The organism is Paraburkholderia youngii (genome assembly GCF_013366925.1).
Lineage (GTDB): Bacteria > Pseudomonadota > Gammaproteobacteria > Burkholderiales > Burkholderiaceae > Paraburkholderia > Paraburkholderia youngii.
On sequence record NZ_JAALDK010000002.1, the window covers coordinates 1,152,335 to 1,173,612 of the forward strand.

A 21,278-nucleotide genomic window follows, 5' to 3' on the forward strand; every position below is an offset into this window, starting at 1 on the left:
CAACCCTGACGTTGCCTGGTCGCTCCGCAAGGAGCGGCCCGCTATCATGTGCGTTCCATGACTTCCGCGCATTCGCCCCGATTCCTATCATGACGTCCAGGCCGCCAGTTCCGCCCCGCATGTCCGATGTTGCCGAACGTGCGGGCGTCTCGAAGATGACCGTGTCGCGCGTGCTCGCGGGCCGCAACGTGTCGCAAGCGACCCGCGAACGCGTGCAAAAGGTCATCGACGAACTCGGTTACGTCGCCGATGCGGCGGCGGGCGCGCTGTCGTCGGGACGCTCGGAGTTCGTCGCGGTGCTGGTGCCGTCGCTGTCCAGCTCGAACTTCTCCGACACCGTGCGCGGCCTGAATGCCGCACTGAATCCGCATGGTCTGCAACTGCTGCTCGGCGATACGGACTACCTGCTGGAACAGGAAGAACTGCTGGTGCGCTCGATGCTGCGCCACCAGCCGCGCTGCGTCGCTTTGACGGGCGGCCGGCACACCGACGCGACGCGCATGCTGTTGCAGCGCGCCGGTATCCCGGTCGTCGAAATGTGGGATTTGCCCAGCGATCCGATCGATACGGTCGTCGGCTTTTCGAACTCGGCGGCGGCGCGCGCGATGGTCCGCCATCTGCACGAGCGCGGTTATCGCCGGATCGGCTTTATCGCGGGCGCCAGCGAGCGCGACCGGCGCGGGCACGACCGGATGCGCGGCTACGTCGCCGAAGTCAAGGCGCTGGGACTCGGCGAGCCGCGCGTGATCCGGCTTGGCGATTCGCCGATCACGATGAGCCACGGCGCGCCGGCGATCAGCGCGTTGCTGGACACGTGGCCCGATACCGAGGCCGTGATGTGCGTGAGCGACATGTCGGCGTTCGGCGCGATCATGGAGTGCCATCGGCGCGGGCTGTCGGTGCCGGGCGACATCGCGGTTGCCGGTTTCGGCAACTTCGAGGTGTCGTGGTGCTGTCAGCCGACCATCACGACGGTATCGGTCGATGCGTACGGCATCGGCCTGCGCGCCGGCGAGACGCTGCTCGCGGCGCTCGCTGACCGCGAAGCCGGCGGCGTGCATCGCAGGAAAGCGGTGAAGATCGATTTCGCGGTGATTGCGCGCGATAGCGCGTAATGGGCGCGTCGCTGAATTCGCAAGCCGCGAACGCGTCGAACTACCCCTTAATCAGACAGATCAGGGATATCCCTTGGTTGTCCGGACGGTAGGCCGGGCGTAACATCCACAGCCAGAAATGTTACCGGTAACTTTGCCGGCAACGGCATTTGCCAACAAAACACGCTGATGGAGAAACGAATGACCGCTGTACCGTCCGCCATCGCCGCGCCCAGCGCGCGCGTCGACGAGTTCGAGGAAAGGACCTATCGCAAGGTCGTACGCCGGCTGCTGCCGATACTGTTGCTGTGCTATGTGGTTGCGTATCTGGATCGCGTGAACGTCGGCTTCGCGAAGCTGCAGATGCTCGACGATCTCGGCCTGTCCGACACGATGTACGCGATCGGCGCGAGCGTGTTTTTTTGGGGCTATTTCATCTTCGAAGTGCCCAGCAACGTGTTTCTGCATCGCTACGGCGCGCGTTTCTGGATCGCGCGCATCATGTTCACGTGGGGGCTCGTGTCGATGGCGCTCGCGTTCGTCGCGCCGCTCGCGCAGATCGCGCACGTCGAAACCGCGACGATGTTCTACATCCTGCGCTTCCTGCTCGGGCTCTGCGAGGCCGGCTTCTTCCCCGGCGTGATTCTGTATCTGAACTTCTGGTTTCCCGCGCAGCGCCAAAGCCGCGTGATGTCCGGCTTTCTGATCGCGATGCCGGTCAGTCTGATGCTCGGCGGGGTCGTGTCGGGCTGGCTGATGGAACATACGGCGGGCCTGCTCGGCTATCAGGGCTGGCAATGGATGCTGCTGATCGAGGGCGTGCCGTCGCTGCTGACCGCGTTCGTCGTGTACTTTTCGCTCGACGACGGCATCGACCGCGCCCGCTGGCTCACGCCGCAGGAAAAGAGCCTGCTCGCGGCGAATCTGCAGCGCGAAAGCGCGCACAAGACCGCGCGCTTCGGCTCGGCGGTGCGCGATCCGCGCGTCTGGCTGCTGGTCGCGATCTTGCTCACGTTCAATACCGGCTTCTACGGCCTCGCGTTCTGGCTGCCGTCGATCATCAAGGCGACCGGCGTACAGGACCCGCTGCATATCGGCCTGTTGACCGCGATCCCGTACGGCGTGGCGATCGTCGCGACGCTCGCGAACGCCGCGCATTCGAAGAAGACCGGTGAGCGGCGCCTGCATGCGGCGATTCCGGCGCTGATCGGCGGAGTCGGTCTGATCATGAGCGCGGCTTTGGCGCATCATGTGGTGTGGGCGATCACGTTTCTGACGATCGCCACCGCTGGCATCCTCGCGTTGATGCCGATTTACTGGACGTTCCCGGGGCAGTTGCTGTCGGGCGCCGCGGCGGCGGCCGGCATCGCGATGATCAACGCGATCGGCAATCTGTCCGGATTTACCGGTTCGATGATCACCGCCGTGGCCAAAAACCTGACCGGCGACATCAACAACGGCACCTACGCACTCGGTGCGTGTCTGCTGGTCAGCTGCGTGCTGATCCTGCTCGTGCCGCGCACGATGCTGACGCGGGCCACGTCGAATGAAGACAGCGCGCCTGGCCGCGAGACGGCGCGGGCACGGAAACACGCAGAGCACGCATAAGCGCGTATCAGCAACCCTCACCCAGACAGAGAGACACGCATCATGTCAGCATCCACCCCGCGCCGGCTGCGCAGCCAGGAATGGTTCGACGATCCCTCGCATGCGGATATGACGGCACTGTACGTCGAGCGATTCATGAACTACGGTCTGACGCGCGAAGAGCTGCAGTCGGGCCGGCCGATCATCGGCATTGCACAGACGGGTAGCGATCTCGCGCCGTGCAACCGCCATCACATCGAACTGGCGGCGCGCACGAAGGCCGGCATTCGCGACGCGGGCGGCATTCCGATGGAGTTTCCGGTGCATCCGCTCGCCGAGCAAAGCCGCCGGCCGACCGCCGCGCTGGACCGCAATCTCGCGTATCTGGGCCTCGTCGAAATCCTGCACGGCTTTCCGCTCGACGGCGTCGTGCTGACCACCGGCTGCGACAAGACCACGCCCGCGTGCCTGATGGCCGCGGCCACCGTCGACATGCCGGCGATCGTGCTGTCCGGCGGCCCGATGCTCGACGGCTGGCACGACGGCAAGCGCGTCGGCTCGGGCACCGTGATCTGGCATGCGCGCAATCTGCTCGCGGCCGGCGAGATCGACTACGAAGGCTTCATGGAGCTGACCACCGCATCGTCGCCGTCGATCGGTCACTGCAACACGATGGGCACCGCGCTGTCGATGAATAGCCTCGCCGAAGCGCTCGGCATGTCGCTGCCCGGCTGCGCGAGCATTCCGGCCGCATATCGCGAGCGCGGCCAGATGGCCTACGCGACCGGCAAGCGCATCGTCGATCTGGTGCGCGAGGACGTGCGGCCGTCGAAGATCATGACGAAAGAAGCGTTCGAAAACGCGATCGTGGTCGCATCGGCGCTCGGCGCGTCGACCAACTGCCCGCCGCATCTGATCGCGATCGCGCGGCACATGGGCGTCGAGCTGAGTCTCGACGACTGGCAGCGCGTCGGCGAGCAGGTGCCGCTGATCGTCAACTGCATGCCCGCGGGCGAATATCTCGGCGAGAGCTTCCATCGCGCGGGCGGCGTGCCGGCGGTGATGCGCGAGCTCGCGAAGGGCGGCCTCGTGCACGAGGAATGTCTGACGGTGTCGGGCCGCACGATGGGCGAAATCGCGGCCGCCGCGCCCGCACCGGACCGCGAGGTCATCAAGACGACCGAGGAACCGCTGAAGCACGGCGCGGGCTTCATGGTGCTGTCGGGCAACTTCTTCGACAGCGCGATCATGAAGATGTCGGTGGTCGGCGATGCGTTCCGCAAGACCTATCTGAGCGAGCCGGGCGCGGAGAACACCTTCGAAGCACGCGCGATCGTGTTCGACGGCCCCGAGGACTATCACGCGCGCATCAACGACCCGGCCCTCGAAATCGACGAGCATTGCATTCTCGTGATTCGCGGCACCGGCACGGTCGGCTATCCGGGCAGCGCCGAGGTCGTCAACATGGCGCCGCCGGCGGCGCTCGTGCGCCAGGGCATCACGTCGCTGCCCACACTGGGCGACGGCCGTCAGAGCGGCACGTCCGCGAGCCCGTCGATTCTGAACATGTCGCCGGAAGCGGCGGTGGGCGGCGGCCTTGCGCTGCTGCGCACGAACGACCGCATCCGTGTCGATCTGAATTCGCGCAGCGTGAACGTACTGGTCGACGAAGCCGAACTCGCGCGACGCCGTGAAACCGTGAAGTTCGAGATTCCGGCCGCCCAAACGCCGTGGCAGGAGCTGTACCGCAAGACGGTCGGCCAGCTTTCGACCGGCGGCTGTCTGGAACCGGCGACGCTTTATCTGAAGGTGATTGCCGAGCGCGGCAATCCACGGCATTCGCATTGACCTGCAGGTGACAAGGCCGGACTTCGCACGCAAAGCGACGCCCGGCCTTGCCCGTTTCTCCACTTATTCGAAAGAGCCCATCCCATGTCCGCAACTTCCTCCTCCAGCTTTCTTCCCGGCGATCTGAACGACGCGCTGCTGATCGGCCGCGTGTGGCGCAAGACCGAGCAGCATGAAGGACCGTGCGTGGTCGTCGTGCGCGGCGGCGAGGTGTTCGACATCACCGCGAGCGTGCCGACCACCGCCGATCTATTCGAACGCGACGATGCCGCGCAATTTGCGCGCAGCGCGCCGGGCGCGCCGCTCGGGCCGGTCGCGCAACTGATCGACGCAAACCTGCCGGGCGCGAGCACCCCCGCCGTGCGCCTGCTCGCGCCGTGCGACGTGCAGGCGATCAAGGCCTGCGGCGTCACGTTCGCGGTGAGCCTGATCGAGCGCGTGATCGAGGAGCAGGCCGGCGGCGATCCGGCGAAGGCGAAGGAAGTGCGCGAGACGATCGCATCGACGATCGGCACCGATCTGTCGAAGATCAAGCCGGGCTCGGAGGCCGCGATGAAGCTGAAGGCCGAGCTCGAGCGTCGCGATGCGTGGTCGCAATACATGGAAGTCGGCATCGGTCCGGACGCCGAAGTATTTTCGAAATCGCAGCCGATGTCGGCGGTCGGCTTCGGCGCGGACGTCGGTCTGCTCGCCGCGTCGGTGTGGAACAACCCGGAGCCGGAGATCGTGCTCGCGGTGAATAGCCGCGGCAACATCGTCGGCGCGACGCTGGGCAACGACGTGAACCTGCGCGACATCGAAGGGCGCTCGGCGCTGTTGCTCGGCAAGTGCAAGGACAACAACGGCTCGTGCGCGATCGGCCCTTTCGTGCGGCTGTTCGACGACACCTTCTCGCTCGACTCGGTGCGCAGCGCGAGCGTGTCGCTGCGCGTCGAAGGCACCGACGACGAGTTCGTGCTCGACGGCGTGAGCCATATGAGCGAGATCAGCCGCGACCCGGCCGACCTCGTCGCGCAGACCTGCGGCCGTCACCATCAGTATCCGGACGGCTTTATGCTGTTCCTCGGCACGATGTTCTCGCCGATCAAGGACCGCGACGCGCCCGGCGCCGGGTTCACGCATCACCGCGGCGACCGCGTGACGATTTCGACGCCGCAGCTCGGCGCGCTGACCAACACGGTGCGCCTGTCCACCGAAATCGAACCGTGGACGTTCGGCGTGCGCGCGCTTTATCGCAACCTCGCGGCTCGTGGCCTGCTGGTTGCTGAATAACTGGATTGTCGCTGCAATTTTCGAAAGGAGAATCAGGACATGAGTCAATTTGCAAACTACATCGACGGACAGTGGGTCGACGGCGCGAGCGTATCGCGTAACGTCAATCCGTCGAATCTCGACGACGTGATCGGCGAATTCGCGCAAGCCGACGCCGAGCAGACGCACCGCGCGATCAGCGCCGCGCGCAAGGCTTTCGCGACGTGGTCGCTGTCCACGCCGCAGCAGCGCTTCGACGTGCTCGACCAGGCGGGCAGCGCGATCCTCGCGCGCAAGGCAGAGCTCGGCAAGCTGCTCGCGCGTGAAGAGGGCAAGACGCTGCCCGAGGCGATCGGAGAAGTGGGCCGAGCCGGCCAGATCTTCAAGTTTTTCGCGGGCGAAGCGCTGCGCGTCGGCGGCGAAATCGTGCCGTCGGTGCGGCCGGGCATGACGGTCGAAATGACGCGCGAACCGGTTGGCGTGGTCGGCCTGATTACGCCATGGAACTTTCCGATCGCGATTCCGGCGTGGAAGATCGCGCCGGCGCTCGCGTACGGCAATACGGTCGTCATCAAGCCGGCCGATCTGGTGCCGGGCAGCACGTGGGAGCTGGTCAAGATCATCGCCGAGGCTGGCGCGCCGGCGGGCGTGATCAACCTCGTGATGGGCCGCGGCTCGGTGGTCGGCGAGGCGCTGGTGTCGTCGCCGCACGTGGATGCGATCAGCTTTACCGGTTCCGTCTCGACGGGACGCGCGATCGGCGCGAAGTGCTTCGAGTCGGGCAAGAAATTCCAGCTCGAAATGGGCGGCAAGAATCCGATGGTCGTGCTCGACGACGCCGATCTCGATGTCGCGGTCGAAGCCTGCATCAACGGCGCGTTCTACTCGACGGGCCAGCGTTGCACGGCATCGAGCCGGCTGATCGTCACCGCGGGGATCTACGACCGCTTCATCGACGGGATGAAGGCGCGCATGCGCGCGCTGAAGGTCGGCGATGCGCTCGCGGACGGCACGCAGATCGGCCCAGTCGTCGACGACAAGCAACTGGAGCAGGACGAGCGCTATCTGGCGATCGCGCGCGAAGAGGGTGGCACGGTGTTCGGCGGCGAGCGCGTCCAAGGCGTGACGCCGGGCAACTTCCTCGCGCCGGCGCTGGTCACGGAGACGACCTCGGCGATGCGCATCAACCGCGAAGAGGTGTTCGGGCCGGTCGCGTCGGTGATCAAGGTCAAGGACTACCAGGAAGCGCTCGCGGTCGCTAACGACACCGAGTTCGGTCTGTCGGCCGGCATCTGCACGACGTCGCTGAAGTACGCGAGTCATTTCCGCCGCCATGTGCAGGCGGGCATGGTGATGGTCAACACCGCGACGGCGGGGGTCGATTATCACGTGCCGTTCGGCGGCAGGAAGGGATCGAGCTATGGTCCGCGCGAGCAGGGCGCGTACGCCCGCGAGTTCTATACGTCGGTGAAGACCGCGTATATCAATCCGGGCGCGGTCTGACGCGACCCTAGCAGGGCTTCCCAAAACGGAACTGGCCCGCCATCGCATTCAATCGCGATGGCGGGCCAGCAGGGGAAGCTGCAAGAGCGCTATGGCAAAGCGCTCCGGCAGGTACAGCTACATCAACGGCAACTTTCCAACCGGGAACGCGGCTTACTGCGCTGCGCGGCCCTGTTGCGACGAACCGCTGGTCACGCCGCCGACCGCGCTGTTTTGCGCCGCGACGCGGGCTTCGGCAGCTTGAATGTTCGACGGATATTCGTTCGGGTTCGAACGCGCAGGGTTGTAGCCGGCCTTTTCGATCTGAACCAGCTCTTCACGAACTTGCGCGCGGGTCAGCGGCTGGTTCGATTGAGCGAAAACAGCAACCGGAGCAGCGAGGGTAGCGGCGATAACGACAGCTTGAACGAGCGATTTCATTTTTACTACCTCCAGGTTTTGTCTTGTTAGGCTGCGAAACCGTTTGTTTGCAGCAGTGATGACAGTCTAGGGGGAGTCGGAACTAGGGTAAATACCTAATTCCTGAACTCACTGTTTCCATAACTAAAACAATATTGGGGCGGCAAGGCTGTCGAGCCTCGATTTGCGAAGCGATCGACGGTGGATCGGGCGCGTGTATCAGCCGGCTGACACGGCTTGGACAAGCAGCCAGCCAGCGACGCCGATGGCTATGGCGCCGATCGCCCGTGCGACGCGCGCGCCGTCCGGCGCCATTCGCTCGGCGGTGATGGCGGCCGTCACGGCAGCCATCAAGCGCAAATCAGTCATGCCGGCGACCAGCAGGATCGCCGTCAACCCCGCGCAGCAACCGGCACAATCCACCCCGATGCGCAGCCCGTAGCGCCACGCGCTTGCCGCGTCGGCGGCGAGGCTCGGTGTTGCGCGACAGCAGGCGAGGCGGCGCGTTTTCCACGTGCTGAACTGCAATGCGCCAGCGAGCAGGACGACCACGCTGGCCGCTAACGGCACCGAACGAGCGAGAGCTAGCCACCGCAACTCGAACGCCGCGAGCGACGCACCGAGCGCAAACACCGCCACGCCGAGCGCAGTCCATACGACGGCGTACGCGCCGCTCACTAGCACCGTCAGCAGCGCCAGTCGCCCCGCGCTCGCCCGCGCGCCGACCGCGTCGCGATAGCGCAGCAGCGTCGGCATCAACGACGGCAGCATCATCGCCGCCATCATCACGATCCACATGCCGATGAACGATGCCGCGGTGCGGGCCCACGTGCGCCCGCAAGTCGGCATCCACAGCGTCGACATCGACCAGCCGCCGGGCATCGGCAGCGCGCCCATCGCCGACATCGACGCGTTGTGCGCCAGTGTCGCCGCGACGCTCGCGATGAACACCAACGCGCAGACGCCGACGAACACGCGCTGCGATGAGCGCATCGCGCGCCACGTGGAGAAGTGCTGCCCGCTCATGCAGGCAGCGCGCACGAGCGGGCCCATCACCGCTCGTACTCGTCGTGACGGCGCCACCAGATGCCTGTCTCGTTGCGTCCCTTCGGCGCGCGATCGAGCCACTGGTACATGCCCCACAGCGCATCGACGCCGCGCGCGTAGGTCGAATACGTGTGATAGACGACGCCGTCTTCGAGCACGAACGCGCTCATGCCGGGCCGGTCGCGCGAATAGGTGGCCGCGTCGGTGCCGCAGGTCGCCGCGAATTGCGCGACGGGTTCTGGCGCGGGACTCACGTCCATCGCGTGACTGTTGCGTGCGTAGTTGTATTCGATATCGCCGGCGCGCTGCTGTGCTTCGGTGAACGAGACATTGAAGTCGAAATTGAAATCGCCGCTTGCCGACGACGCCCATGGAAACGTCCAGCCCATGCGCCGCTTATACGCCTGCAACTTCTCGAGCGGCGCGCGCGACACCGCCATCAGCATCACGTCGTGATGCGCGAGATGCACGGCGAAGCCGCCGAAGCCGTCCGCGATCGACGAGCACGACGGGCAGCCCGCCTTGTAGTCGGGCCCGAACATGAAGTGGTAGACGAGCAGCTGCGAACGTCCGCTGAACAGCTCGGCGAGCGACGCGCTGCCTTCGTCGGTATCGAAGCGGTAGGCCTTATCGACCTTCACCCACGGCAGCGCCTGGCGTTGCCGCGCGAGCTCGTCGCCGTGTCGCGTGTGGGCTTTTTCCGCGTCGAGCAGCGCGCGTCGCGCGTCGAGCCACTGTTCGCGTGTTCCGACCGGATGCGTGGTCATTGTGGGTTCCTCCGTGGGTCGTGCCGCGCCGCGCGAGCTCTTGCCCGAAGGCGTCGGTGACGGTTGATGGTCGTGCTAGATTAGGACCGGGCGTCGATCGGATGGGAGTGACAAGTGTGGCGGGATTCGCTTGATGCATTGACGTGCTACGCGCGGACTCGTACGCCGTGGACGCGCTGATTGAGGCGGCGGCGCGCGCGCTCGCGGCCGGCGATCCGCTCGGCGCGCTCGACCGCGTCGCGTTGCGCGACGACGCGCCGGCGCTCGCGCTGCGCGGCATTGCGATGGCTCAGCTCGGCGATTTCGTGCGCGCAAGGGCGCTGGTGCGCGGCGCCGCGCGCGCGTTTGGCGCGCAGCATGCGGTCGCGCGTGCGCGCTGCGTGGTCGCCGAAGCGGAGATCGCGTTCGCGTCGCGCGATCTCGCATGGCCCGCCAGAACACTCGATGCCGCGACCGCCACGCTCGACGCGCACGGAGACCGCGTCAATGCCGCGCATGCGCGGTATCTGGCGGCGCGGCGTCTGCTGCTGATCGGCCGTCTCGACGAAGCGGAGCGCAAGCTTGCCGCGCTCGATCCCCGGCCGTTTCCGCCCGCGTTGCGTGCCGCGCATGAGCTGGTGGTCGCGGGGGTCGCGCTGCGGCGTTTGCGCAGCGCCGCCGCCCGTGCCGCGCTGGCGCGGGCCGCACGCGCGGCACGCGGGGCCGGCATTCCGGCGTTGATCGCGGAAGTCGAAAGCGCTTCGGCCGCACTGAGCGAGCCGGCGGCGCGCATGATCGCCCGTGGCGAAGAAGAACCGATCCTGCTCGATGAAATCGAGAAGCTGCTGACCTCGAACCAGGCGGGCGGTCCGCTCATCGTCGATGCTTGCCGCTACGCGATCCGCGACGCCAACGCGGCGATTGCGCTGGCGAGCCGACCGGTGTTGTTCGCGCTTGCTCGCATGCTCGGCGAGGCATGGCCCGACGACGTGCCGCGCGACGCGCTCGTCGCACGCGCGTTCCGCGCCAAACGCGCCGACGAATCGCATCGGGCGCGGCTGCGCGTCGAGATCGGCCGGTTGCGCGCGGCGCTCGGCACGCTCGCAAGCGTCAGCGCGACGACGCGTGGCTTTGCGCTCGCGCCGCGTCAGGCGCGCGAGGTCGTCGTGCTGGCGCCGCCGGTCGAAGGCGAGCATGCGGCGCTGCTCGCGTTTCTGTCGGATGGCGAATCGTGGTCGAGTTCCGCGCTTGCCCTCGTGCTCGGCGCGAGTCAGCGCACCGTGCAGCGCTCGCTCGACTCGCTCGCCGCGGCCGGCAAAGTGCAGCCGGTGGGCGAGGGGCGCGCGCGCCGCTGGATGACGCCGCCGCTCGCCGGATTCGCGACGGCTTTGTTACTCCCTTCCCCGTTCCCTTCGTGATTAGGATGGTCATCATGAACCACTCTGCCGCCAGAATCGTCCGCGAATATGGGCCCTTTACGGGCGTCGATAAAGTGCACGGAGTCACTTACGACGGCCGGCAGGTGTGGATCGCGACCGGCGAACGACTCGACGCGTTCGATCCGGCGAGCGGCGAGACGCTGCGCTCGATCGCGGTTCCCGCCGACGCGGGCACGGCCTTCGACGGCGAGCACCTGTTCCAGATCGCGAATGGCCGCATCCAGAAGATCGATCCGCAGAGCGGCCGTGTGCTGTCGACGATCGCGGCGCCCGGCGACGGCGGCCACTCCGGGCTGACTTGGGCCGAGGGTTCGCTGTGGGTCGGTCAGTATCCCGAACGGAAAATCTATCAGGTCGATCCGGACACTGGCGCGGTGTGGCGCACGATCGAATCGAATCGCTTCGTGACCGGCATTACGTGGGTCGACGGCGAGCTATGGCATGCCACGTGGGAAGGAGACGAGAGCGATCTGCGGCATATCGATCCGCGCACGGGCGAGGTGCTCGAGAGTGTCGAGATGCCTGCCGGTGCGGGTATCTCCGGACTCGAATCGAACGGCGCGGATCTGTTCTTCTGCGGCGGCGGCGGCAGCGGGCTCGTTCGTGTCGTGCAGCGTCCCGCGCGAGATAGCGGTTCGCAAATGACGGTCGATTCGTCGAGCGAGTGAGTCATCACTTAAATAGCCAGCGTCGTTATTGGTCCTGGTATCTGGTTTATTTGTACTCGTCGATAACTTAATACATCGATAATAAGAAAACGAAATATTTCTTTTCGTTACTCTTATCGCGCCTGTCGTCCCTCTTCCTGCGAGGGCGTCTTTGCCTGAAAAGGCATCGTTTTCTTCAAACCTTTATGCATTGGTTCGCCTCACGCGAGGCGAATCGGGAGTATTTTTGCTGTTTCCCCGTGCATTGCGCCTTTTCGAAAAGATGTGAACTGAACCAAGTCAGGTTGTCACGCTAATCCTTATCGCGGGCAGACATACTTTTTACACAAACCCTTCATATTATTCGCTCGTTTTACTAAGTCTTGCCCCGATAAAAGACGCGGTTGCCGAAACAACTCACACAGGGTCCTCCAAATGTCATCGCATCACAAAATGCGTCCAGCGCTTTGTCTAACGTCCGTTGCCGCTGCCTGCGTGCTCGCAGCTTGCGGCGGAAATTCGGACAGCCCCTCTGCCAGCAACAACAACCCCAGCACGACCTACTCGGGCGTGGTCGCCGCAGCTGCCTTCGTCCCGGGCAGCGCGACCGGTAACCCGAACCTGAAGGCCGGCTACTACGCCGGTGCCACCGTGTTCGTCGATGCCAATGGCAACGGTGTGCTCGACAACGGCGAAGCCTCGGCGAAAACCGACGCCAACGGCCATTTCTCGTTGACCACGACCGCCTCTGGTCCGCTCGTCGCTGACATCACGACCTCGGCCACCAACACGGCATCGGGCGCGAAGGTGGCGAGCCACCTGATCCTGCGCGCTTCGGCCGACCAGATCGCCGACCAGGGCGCCGGCAAAGTCGTGATCAGCCCAATGTCGAGCGAAGTGCAGCGCCTCGTCGAAGCCAACGGCACCAAGTACGCGACCGAGAAGGCTAATCTGTCGACCCGTCTGTCGGGCCCGTCGTTCAACAACGCGGCGGTGACTGTTTCCGGCACCGACGCCCTGGCCGACGTCAACACGCTGTCCGGCGCCGAGCAGTACGCCGTGCTGTTCGAAGACAACGCACTGACCAACCGCTACACCTACGCCACCACGAAGCTCGATCGTGGCGATATGTACCCGGACAACCTCGCTGTCAAGGGCGGCGATCCCCGTCTGGTTGGGACGAGCGCCACCGCGGCGAACATCGTCACGCCGCTCGAGAGCCAACAGCGGATCACGTTCGCGCAGGCACAGCAGGCCGCTTTCAACATCGAGGGCATCCCGGCCTACGACAATGTCTTCATCATCGTCGAAGAGAACAAGTCGACGGACGCGATTCTCCACAACTCGCGGGCTCCGGCGATCAACAAGCTGCTCAGCACGTACAACCAGCTGACGACCTACTACTCGACCGGTAATCCGTCGGAGCCGAACTACACGGCTATGGGCGGCGCCGACGACTACGGCATTACCGACGACAACTGGTGGGGCTGCGGTGCCACTGGTGCCTATGCCATCAAGGACGTTGCCTTTAACGGCGGCACTTCTTCCGACGGTCAACCGCTTCCGGCTACCGGCGTGCTTCCGCCGCAGGACAGCGCCCACCTCGCTGGTTTCAGCACGACCAGCGGCGCTGCCTGTAGCGTCAACCCGACCTCCGGTACGGTTCACAACGTGCCCGGCGACAACCTGTTCACGTTGCTGTCGAAGGCCGGTTTGACCGCGCGTACCTACAGCGAATCCATGAACCCTGGTCAGGACGCGCGCGCCGACAGCGTTGCGCAAAGCGTCTCGAAGGCGTACAGCGGCACCGCCATCGACGGCACGGTTATCCAGGATAGCCAGGCCTACCCGATGCCGGGCGGTCTGTACAAGGTCAAGCACGGTCCGTCGATCGCTTTCCAGGACGCGCGCAGCCTGCCGGAGTTCTACGCCGACAACCGCACGATCTTCGGCACGCAGTACAACGAAGCCGACTGGAAGAGCACGTCTCCGTACTCGAGCGCCAACGGAGGCACCTACGACACGTCGAAGTGGATCTACGATCAGTTCAGCCTCGACCTGGCCACGGGTGACGTCGGCAACATCAACTTCATCGTGCCCGACCAGTGCGATGACATGCACGGTGTCGGTACGGACACGGAGACCTGTAACGGCGGCGCGAACAGCAACAACGGTCAGAACGCCAGCATCACGCGGGCCGACATCTATCTGAACAATGTCGTCACCGCGATCCAGAACTCGGCGCTCTGGAAGAACCCGCAGAAGCGCGTTGCGATCGTCGTGATGTTCGACGAAGGTGAAGGTTCGTCCACGTCCTGCTGTGGCTGGAACGCCGGTGGAAAGACCTCCGGTGCAGCACCGCTGGTGATCAGCAACGGCGCTGTGACCAAGTCGACGGCGCCGAGCGGCTACGCAAGCGGCAACATCGGCCACGGCAACTCGATCTTCGGCGTTATCACCAACCAGCAAGACGTCGGTACGGCGGCCAAGGGCATCGTCGACAGCGACGCCTACAGCCACTTCTCGCTGGTGCGCACGCTGCAGGACATGTTCCAGGTCGCCGATCCGGCGGTCGATGCCTCGTATGTGAACCGCGCGAAGTACACGGAAGCGTTCATTCTGCAGAACATAGCGAACCTTCCCGAGTTCACGGGCAGCGCCGATACGCACTTCGACTCCGTTCGTCCGATCAACCACGCCTACGTGATCCCGGCTGGCCACGTGCAGAAGCTGAATCCGGCGGACATTACGGGCGTCAAGGACAACAGCGGCAACCTGATCAGCACGACCGCGCTGACGACGCAGACGGGACCGGACGCAACGCAGAAAAACATCTGGTCGCTGAAGTAAGTGTGTGGTGATGCTTCAAACTACCCGATCAGGCGGTAGATAACGCGGCACAGGGGAGCGGATTCGACCGCTCCCCTGTCCGTTATAAGTTCAAGAGAACAATACGATGCGTAAGACAGTTTTTCGCGCGGTCGCGTGCGTGGCCATCACGCTGAGCCTGGCCGCCTGTGGAAACGGCAGCGGCGACGCTTCAGCACCGAATACAACGTCAGGGGCGACTACGGGGAGCACGAGTTCTTCCGATACGAGCACATTGAGCCTTGCCGCTCAGGCCGGTCAGAAACTGTTCTTCGACTCGAACCTGTCCGGCAACAAGAACATGGCGTGCGCGACTTGCCATGACCCTGCCTATGCCTATGGGCCGCCGAACAGCCTGTCCGTGCAACTGGGCTCCGATCCGACGCAATCTGGCGCACGCGCCGTGCCCTCGTTGCGCTACAAGGACGCGACACCGCCTTACAACGACGTAGCGGCGAATCCGGATAACGTCACCTCCAACGCGCCCGGAGGCGGCTTCATGTGGGATGGCCGCGCCGCAACGCTGGCCGACCAGGTCGCAATGCCGCTCCTCAATCCGGTCGAGATGAACTCCTCGAAAGCGGCCGTGGTACAGGCGGTGCAGAACGCCTCTTACGTGGACCTGTTCAAGCAGGCCTTCGGCGCGGACGTGTTCAGCAACCCCGACGCCGCCTTCGCCGATGTCGGCAAAGCGATCGAGGCCTATGAACATGAAGACATCAGCTTCCACCCGTACACGAGCAAGTACGATCTCTACGTGCATAACAAGATCGGTGGAACTTTGACGGCCGCCGAAACCCGCGGCCTGTTGATCTTCAACAGCGGCACCATCGGCAACTGCTCGGCCTGCCACTATGCCGGAGCCAACTTCGACGGCAACCAGGGCCTGATGACGGACTTCACCTATCAGGCGATTGGTCTGCCGCGCAACGATACTTCGATCCCGAACAATCCGTCGCCGATCCCGGCAAACCAGGATCCGACCTACTACGACATGGGCCTGTGCGGGCCGCTAAGGACCGACCATCAGCCGGGCACGGCAGGTATTGCGACGCCCGATCCCTACTGCGGCATGTTCAAGGTATCCACACTGCGCAACGTGGCGACCCGCGGCGCGTTCTTCCATAACGGGGTCCTGCATTCGCTGGTCCAGGTCGTGCATTTCTACAACACGCGAGACACCAACCCGGAATACTGGTACCCGGCCACCGGGGGCACCGGCGCGCCCATCACAAATCCGAGCTATGCGCTGTTCCCGGAGTACGCGTCGGGCGCCACGGTGCAAAAGTTCAACGACCTGCCGGCGGCCTTCCAGGGCAATGTCGATGAGGAACTCCCGATGGGCACCGGCGACGGTGGCAGCAATACCTTGGGCAGTGGCACCCAGCCGCGGGCGCAGGGCAGCACGCCCATCATGACCGAGCACGATATGCAGGACCTGATCTGCTTCCTGAACATCCTGAGCGACGGCTACAAACCGCCCGCAACGCAGCCGACCAGCGGCACTTGCGTAAACTGATTCCTCAACCTTGGACCAATTGTTTTTTGACGATGAAGCGAATTTCAACTACAGCGCGTAGCGCGGGTATTGCGGTTTCCCTGGTCACGTTGATGCTGCTCGGCGCTTGCCAAAGCAAACGGAACCTCAGCGAACCCAGCATGGAGAACTTCACCAAGACCATCAGCAGCTACCTGGGTGAGCGCGGCAACCTGTGCCTCGCGAAATACGACTGGCCGATTTACGTGGCCGACCAGGATAAGACTTCGAACTCACGCGACGCCGTCCAATTGCCTGTGCTGGAAAAACTCGGTGTGGTCAAAGGCACCGACATGACCGTCGAGCGCACGGACAATGATGGCGCCAAGGTGTCGGCGCGGGGGCGCAAGTACGAACTGACCGATGAAGGGAAGAAGTTCTTCCTGCACAAGCCCGTCGTGGTTGCAACGGCTACCAGGCGCGTCACGCACGACGCCGACTTGTGCGTGGCCACGCTGAGCCTAGACAAGGTGGTGGGCTGGGAGCCGCCGCTGACCCGCGACGGCGAGACCAGGACCTCGGTGCTCTACACCTACAAGATCGACCCGGTGCCTTTTGCCAGGACTTCCGAGTTCCAGCGAGTGTTCCCGATGGTGGCGCGCGTGATCGAAGGCGCCGGCACCATGCAACTGCGCGAGGGTGTGCGCTTGACCAAGGACGGCTGGGTAGCGGAAGAATATTTCGTTCGCTGATCGTTGAGTTTGCCGACGCGGTGCACGACTAGATCGCGCGGCACCTGAGGCGCGGCGGCGGCTCCGTGCCGCCGCGCCAGGACCACCCGCACCGTTATGGTGTCCCCGCTGGACTCAATCCCGCGCTCGCGAAGTAGATCACGAGAAAATACAGCAGCACGTAGAGCGCGTAGGTCTGCCCGTTGCCGGTATAGACGCGTCGTATCCGTGCCGCCGCCGCGAGCGCGAAGTGCGATAGGCCGCGCCAGAAAATCTGCGCGACCGGCGGCACCGTGCGGCTCAGCATCGGCCGATAGAAGTGGTAAAAGTCCGGGGCGTTGCGCGCCTTGCCGCGACGGCTGCGGTAGTACAGCGCACCGAGTCCGAATACGACCGCGGTGACGGTCAGCACGACGATCACGACCGGTGTCGGATTCCAGAACCCGTAGATGCTTTCGAGCGACATGCCGCCCCATACCAGCGTCGCCGCGAACTGCGGATCGATCGCGGCGGATACCGGTTCGAGCAACACCTTCGGAAAGAACGACAGGATCGCGATACCGACCACGAACAGGAACTGCGGCACCAGCAGCATCACCGGCGCTTCGCGCACCTGCGGCCGCTGCGGCGGGCGCGGCTTGAGGAAGACGCCGTTCAAGAGGCGCAGCATGTACAGAAAACCGGCGCAGGTCGCGAGCAGTCCGCACACGGCGAGCCCGTACCAGCCCTTGTCGGTCATCGCGCTCAGCAATAGCCATTTGCCGCCGAAGCCCATCAGCGGCGGCAGGCCCGACATCGATACGAGTGCGATCACGACCATCGCGAACGTCAGCGGCATCTCGCGCGCGAGGCCGCCCACAGCGGCGAAGTTGCGCGTGCCGGTGCGCAAGATCACACCCGCGAGCGCGAGGAACAGGATGCCCTTCACGAACATGTGATTGGCGACCAGGTACAGCGCGGTGACCCAGCCGAGATGGCTCATCAGGCCGATCGCGGTGACGATATAGCCGGTCTGGCTCATGCTCGAGAGCGCGAGCATGCGTTTGAAGTCGTTCTGCCGCAATGCCATCAGCGCGCCGAACAGCGCCGTCAGCATGCCGATCCATGTCATCACGTGCGCGAGTTCGAGGCCGACCTCCGAGCGTATCGTCAGATAGGTGCCGATCAGCAGGCCGAACATCGCGACCTTGCTGACCACCGCCGACAGCATCGCGGTCACGTCGTCTTCCGCTTCGGTGTAGGCGCCCGGCAGCCATACGTGCACGCCGATCGCGCCCGCCTTGATCAGGAAGCCGGCCGCGAGCAGCACGAACGCAAAGTTCGCTTCCGGTCCCGAATGGATCAGCGCCGATAGTGCGATGGTGTCGTCGATCGCCGCGACGTTGGCGAAACCCGCCAGCAGGAAGAACGCCGCCAGCAACGAAAACAGCAGGAAGGTCAGCACATGCGGGCCCGCGCGCCGGCACTTCGCGATCAGGAAGCACGACGACAGCGTGATGATTTCCCAGCTATAGAAGAATTCGAGCGACGTCGATGAGCGCAGCAGCGCCGGAATCGACAGCGACAGCACGACGAGCATCGGATAGAAGCCGGGGCGCACATCGTCGCGATAGAGACTCGCCGCGGCGATCACGAGGCTGCCCGCGAGCAGCAGCCAGGCGAACAGCCCGGCGATACGGCCCGCGCCCTCGCAAAGCAGACTGCCGATCAGTCCAATCGCGATCACCGCGAGCACGCCTTTCACGCGCCCCGGCAGACGATCGGCCGCATAGAACAGCGCGCCTGCCGTGAGCGGCGAGAAGATCCACGCCGACGCGACGCCCGAGAACACGGCCGCCATATAGGCCGCCGCGATCAGCAGCACGGCGACGCCGAACAGCGGCAGCAGCGCGGCGAGGTTCGGCCGCGTTTTGGCCTCGACATCGGACGGAGCCAGCGCGCGCACGAACCAGTGGAACATATAACCCGCTTCGAGCAGCGAGCCTGTCAGGATCAGCACGATCCAGTACGGCTTGCCGGCGGCGGTCAGGCGCATCACGAGTTCCCACTTCGCCCAGAAGCCGGGGAACGGCGGCAGCCCCGCAATCGCGACCAGGAAGAGGCCGAGCAGGCCTATCAGCAATGGGCTGCGCGACAGGATCGCGCGTGCGTCGTCGCCATGCCGCCGCAGCACGCCGGTCAGCCAGAACAGCCCCGCCTTCGCGAACAGATGGTTGATGAAGAGGCCGCCGACGACGAGCGGGATCGATGCGTCCGCGCCGACCTGGCGCAGCAACGCGAGCGACAGCATCAGTAGCGCCATTTGCCCGATCGACGAATAGCCGAGCACGCGCTGCGGTTTCGTCTGCTTGATCGCGAGCAGGTTCGAGAACAGAAACGTCACGCCGCCCGACACGGCGAGCAGCGTGAGTTGGCCATCGAATAGCGGCAGCAACTTCAGCAGCGCGAAGAACACGCCCGCCGACACGCCGACCGATACCATCGCGGCGACGCCGCTCGGCGCGGTCTCGTAGACGTCGAGCCCCCAGCCGTTGGCCGGAAACGGCTTCAGTTCGATCACTAGACTCGCGAACACGAGCAGAATCGCGACCGTGCCGATCGGGCCGCCGATCTGCTCGCGCAGCGACAGCAATTCGTCGATGTTCAGCGTGCCGCTCACGTAGTAGAGCAGCACCGCGCCGAGCAGGAACAGGGTCGACGCGATCACGGTCGCGAGGATGTACTTGAACGCGGCGGCGAGCGCGGCGGGTGTGCGCTCGAGCCCGAACAGGCCGTATGTCGCGATCGACACGATCTCGAGAAACACGAACAGGTTGAACAGGTCGCGGGTCATCACCATGCCGTCGATGCCCATCACCAGAATCAGGTACAGCAGCAAGGCCGCGTAGTTGCCGCGCAGACGGTCCCACAGATGCAATGCGCCGAGCAGCGCGACCACGTTGACGCTGAACGTGAAAAGGCCTTCCCACAGGCCGAAGCGCAGATTGATCGACACCGGCGGCAGCGCGCCCGCGGTCAGCACCTCGATCGTGTCGCCGCCGTCGAGCAGGCCGTAAAACGACACGCCGGAGACCAGCACGATCCCGCACAGCGCGATGAAGAAACCGAGCGTGGGCCACGGCTTGCCGAGCCGATACAGCAGCGGAATGACGAAGCCGCCGCCGAGCCCGAGAATGAAGATCTGCAACGGATGAAACAGCGCGGCTACCATTTCGACTCGGTGAAGGCGTCGATGGAGAGCGTCTTTTTGGCGGCGTAAAGACGGATTGCGAACGACAGCATGATGGCGGTGACCGATAGCCCTATCACGATCGCGGTGACGACGAGCGCCGATGGAATCGGATCGATCGCGCGGTGCGCGGCGGCGGATTTGCTGAGCGCCGCATCGATGATCGGCGCAGTGCCGCCCGTGATGTAGCCGGTCGCGACCATCACGATGTGCAGGCCCGTGTCGATCACCGCGAAGCCAATGATGATGCGCAGGATGTTGCGGTGGGTCAGCATGCCCCACAGGCCGATCAAGGAAAGGCAGAAGCCCGTGATCAGCAGGATCTTCGAAACCGGGATGCCCGTGCTCATGCGCTCTCCTTTTCGTTCAGCTTCTGAACCGGTCGATGATGACGCTAAGCTCCGCGCCGACCTTGACGCCGAGCAGCGTGGAAATCAGCGGGATCGCGCCGGCGCTGAAGAACGTGCCGAACTGGCCGCGCGGCAGAAAGCGCGCGTCGAGAAAACCGCCCGCGAGCACGAGGCCCAGAATGCCGATGCAAACGTAGAGCACGCCCGCGAGCGATTCGACGACGCTCAGCAGCGCGAGGTTCAGCGTCGAGCGGGGCCGCGCGAGCAGCATCAGCATCACCGCGGATGCGACGATCGCGCCGCCCTGGAAGCCGCCGCCCGCCGACAGATGGCCGTTGACGATTACGTAGCCGCCGAAGGTGAAGATCATCGGCAGCAGCACCTGTTTGCCGGTATGTACGATCTCGCCGGCGGGCCGGCGCGCAAGCGCGGCTTCTTCCGCCACAGCGGTGGGCGTTGCGCTTTCCTCATTCAGCAGCACGCCGACGCTCGCCGCGACCATGAACAGCACCGCGACTTCGCCGAGCGTGTCGAAGCCGCGAAACGTGATCAGGATGCCGGTCACGATGTTCGGAGCGCCGAGTTCGAGCGGCCCTCTGACGACGTAGTACCAGGCGAGCGGGCGCAGCCCCTGCAACTCCGAATAGCCGCCGACAATTCGCCAGAACACGACCGCGAACAGCAGCACCGTCAGCAGCGCGAACACGCGACGCATCATGATTCGGCCTTCCCGGCGGTGCGCGCGTCTTCGTCGGCGAGCGCGTCGGTGATCGTGGACGGGGTCATCGGCGTGCGGATCAGCCAGGCGGCGCGCGATAATGCATGCGAGGACAGCGGGTTGGTCACGAGCACGAAGTAGATCAGCAGGATCAGACGGAAGGTCCAGCTGGGGTGGTAGAACGCGAGGCCGATCAGCACGAGCATGTTGCCGAGCGTCGACGCCTTGGTGCCGGCCTGAATGCGCGTATAGGCATCCGGCATGCGCAGCAGCCCGAGGCCGGCGGAGAACAGAAAGACGGCGCCCAACAGGATGAACACGCTGCCGGTCAGTTCGAACATGCG

17 protein-coding genes are annotated in these 21,278 nt (G+C 64.7%); 10 read left to right on the forward strand and 7 right to left on the reverse strand.

Features of this window, described 5'->3' with window-relative positions:
• Positions 1 to 119 precede the first annotated feature (119 nt).
• The 5 genes from G5S42_RS36585 to G5S42_RS36605 all read left to right on the forward strand — a co-directional run bounded on the left by G5S42_RS36585 (position 120) and on the right by G5S42_RS36605 (position 7,283).
• Complete coding sequence (locus G5S42_RS36585; protein WP_176111592.1) at positions 120 to 1,115, forward strand: LacI family DNA-binding transcriptional regulator; 996 nt, start codon at positions 120 to 122, stop codon at positions 1,113 to 1,115.
• A gap of 180 nt (positions 1,116 to 1,295) precedes the next feature.
• A complete protein-coding gene (locus tag G5S42_RS36590; RefSeq protein ID WP_176111593.1) occupies positions 1,296 to 2,702 on the forward strand; it encodes an MFS transporter in 1,407 nt (468 codons plus the stop codon).
• A gap of 42 nt (positions 2,703 to 2,744) precedes the next feature.
• Positions 2,745 to 4,529: an IlvD/Edd family dehydratase gene (locus G5S42_RS36595; protein WP_176111594.1), complete on the forward strand. Its 1,785-nt coding sequence runs from the start codon at positions 2,745 to 2,747 to the stop codon at positions 4,527 to 4,529.
• A gap of 84 nt (positions 4,530 to 4,613) precedes the next feature.
• Positions 4,614 to 5,801: a fumarylacetoacetate hydrolase family protein gene (locus tag G5S42_RS36600; RefSeq protein ID WP_176111595.1), complete on the forward strand. Its 1,188-nt coding sequence runs from the start codon at positions 4,614 to 4,616 to the stop codon at positions 5,799 to 5,801.
• A 39-nt stretch (positions 5,802 to 5,840) separates the two neighbouring features.
• Positions 5,841 to 7,283, forward strand: a complete 1,443-nt coding sequence (locus G5S42_RS36605) for an aldehyde dehydrogenase family protein (protein WP_018433696.1) — start codon at positions 5,841 to 5,843, stop codon at positions 7,281 to 7,283.
• 153 nt (positions 7,284 to 7,436) lie between these two features.
• Here the strand turns inward: G5S42_RS36605 and G5S42_RS36610 are convergent, their stop codons facing one another.
• The 3 genes from G5S42_RS36610 to G5S42_RS36620 all read right to left on the reverse strand — a co-directional run bounded on the left by G5S42_RS36610 (position 7,437) and on the right by G5S42_RS36620 (position 9,496).
• The gene (locus tag G5S42_RS36610) at positions 7,437 to 7,703 is read right to left on the reverse strand and encodes a DUF4148 domain-containing protein (protein WP_176111596.1); all 267 of its coding nucleotides are present in this window, start codon (positions 7,701 to 7,703) and stop codon (positions 7,437 to 7,439) included.
• 198 nt (positions 7,704 to 7,901) lie between these two features.
• Positions 7,902 to 8,735 (reverse strand): DUF2182 domain-containing protein, encoded by an 834-nt coding sequence (locus G5S42_RS36615; protein WP_176111998.1) that lies wholly within the window; start codon positions 8,733 to 8,735, stop codon positions 7,902 to 7,904.
• Positions 8,735 to 9,496: a DUF899 domain-containing protein gene (locus G5S42_RS36620; RefSeq protein WP_176111597.1), complete on the reverse strand. Its 762-nt coding sequence runs from the start codon at positions 9,494 to 9,496 to the stop codon at positions 8,735 to 8,737. Before G5S42_RS36620 ends, G5S42_RS36615 begins: the two co-directional genes overlap by 1 nt.
• Positions 9,497 to 9,663: 167 nt before the next feature.
• On the opposite strand from G5S42_RS36620, the gene G5S42_RS36625 reads away from it, so the two are divergent.
• The 5 genes from G5S42_RS36625 (at position 9,664) to G5S42_RS36645 (ending at position 16,658) form a co-directional block, all read left to right on the forward strand.
• The gene (locus G5S42_RS36625; protein ID WP_176111598.1) at positions 9,664 to 10,893 is read left to right on the forward strand and encodes a helix-turn-helix domain-containing protein; all 1,230 of its coding nucleotides are present in this window, start codon (positions 9,664 to 9,666) and stop codon (positions 10,891 to 10,893) included.
• Positions 10,894 to 10,907: 14 nt separating this feature from the next.
• A complete protein-coding gene (locus tag G5S42_RS36630; RefSeq protein WP_176111599.1) occupies positions 10,908 to 11,582 on the forward strand; it encodes a Vgb family protein in 675 nt (224 codons plus the stop codon).
• A gap of 432 nt (positions 11,583 to 12,014) precedes the next feature.
• Positions 12,015 to 14,411, forward strand: coding sequence for an alkaline phosphatase family protein (locus G5S42_RS36635; RefSeq protein WP_246392328.1), 2,397 nt, complete (start codon positions 12,015 to 12,017; stop codon positions 14,409 to 14,411).
• A gap of 106 nt (positions 14,412 to 14,517) precedes the next feature.
• Entirely contained in the window at positions 14,518 to 15,948 is a 1,431-nt protein-coding gene (locus tag G5S42_RS36640; RefSeq protein ID WP_176111601.1) for a cytochrome-c peroxidase, read from the forward strand.
• 32 nt (positions 15,949 to 15,980) lie between these two features.
• The gene (locus G5S42_RS36645) at positions 15,981 to 16,658 is read left to right on the forward strand and encodes an SEN1982 family lipoprotein (RefSeq protein ID WP_176111999.1); all 678 of its coding nucleotides are present in this window, start codon (positions 15,981 to 15,983) and stop codon (positions 16,656 to 16,658) included.
• Between the two features lie 94 nt (positions 16,659 to 16,752).
• On the opposite strand, the gene G5S42_RS36650 is transcribed toward G5S42_RS36645, so the two are convergent.
• From G5S42_RS36650 to mnhG, 4 genes are read right to left on the reverse strand one after another with little or no spacing between them, the layout of a single operon-like run.
• Positions 16,753 to 19,848, reverse strand: a complete 3,096-nt coding sequence (locus G5S42_RS36650; RefSeq protein WP_176111602.1) for a complex I subunit 5 family protein — start codon at positions 19,846 to 19,848, stop codon at positions 16,753 to 16,755.
• Positions 19,842 to 20,216, reverse strand: coding sequence for a sodium:proton antiporter (locus tag G5S42_RS36655; protein ID WP_013093972.1), 375 nt, complete (start codon positions 20,214 to 20,216; stop codon positions 19,842 to 19,844). The genes G5S42_RS36650 and G5S42_RS36655 overlap by 7 nt, the downstream gene beginning before the upstream one ends.
• A gap of 16 nt (positions 20,217 to 20,232) precedes the next feature.
• Positions 20,233 to 20,934 carry a Na(+)/H(+) antiporter subunit B gene (locus G5S42_RS36660; RefSeq protein WP_176111603.1) on the reverse strand — a complete coding sequence of 234 codons (702 nt, stop codon included), beginning with the start codon at positions 20,932 to 20,934 and terminating at the stop codon, positions 20,233 to 20,235.
• Positions 20,931 to 21,275, reverse strand: a complete 345-nt coding sequence (mnhG, locus tag G5S42_RS36665; RefSeq protein ID WP_176111604.1) for a monovalent cation/H(+) antiporter subunit G — start codon at positions 21,273 to 21,275, stop codon at positions 20,931 to 20,933. Before mnhG ends, G5S42_RS36660 begins: the two co-directional genes overlap by 4 nt.
• Positions 21,276 to 21,278: the final 3 nt, after the last annotated feature.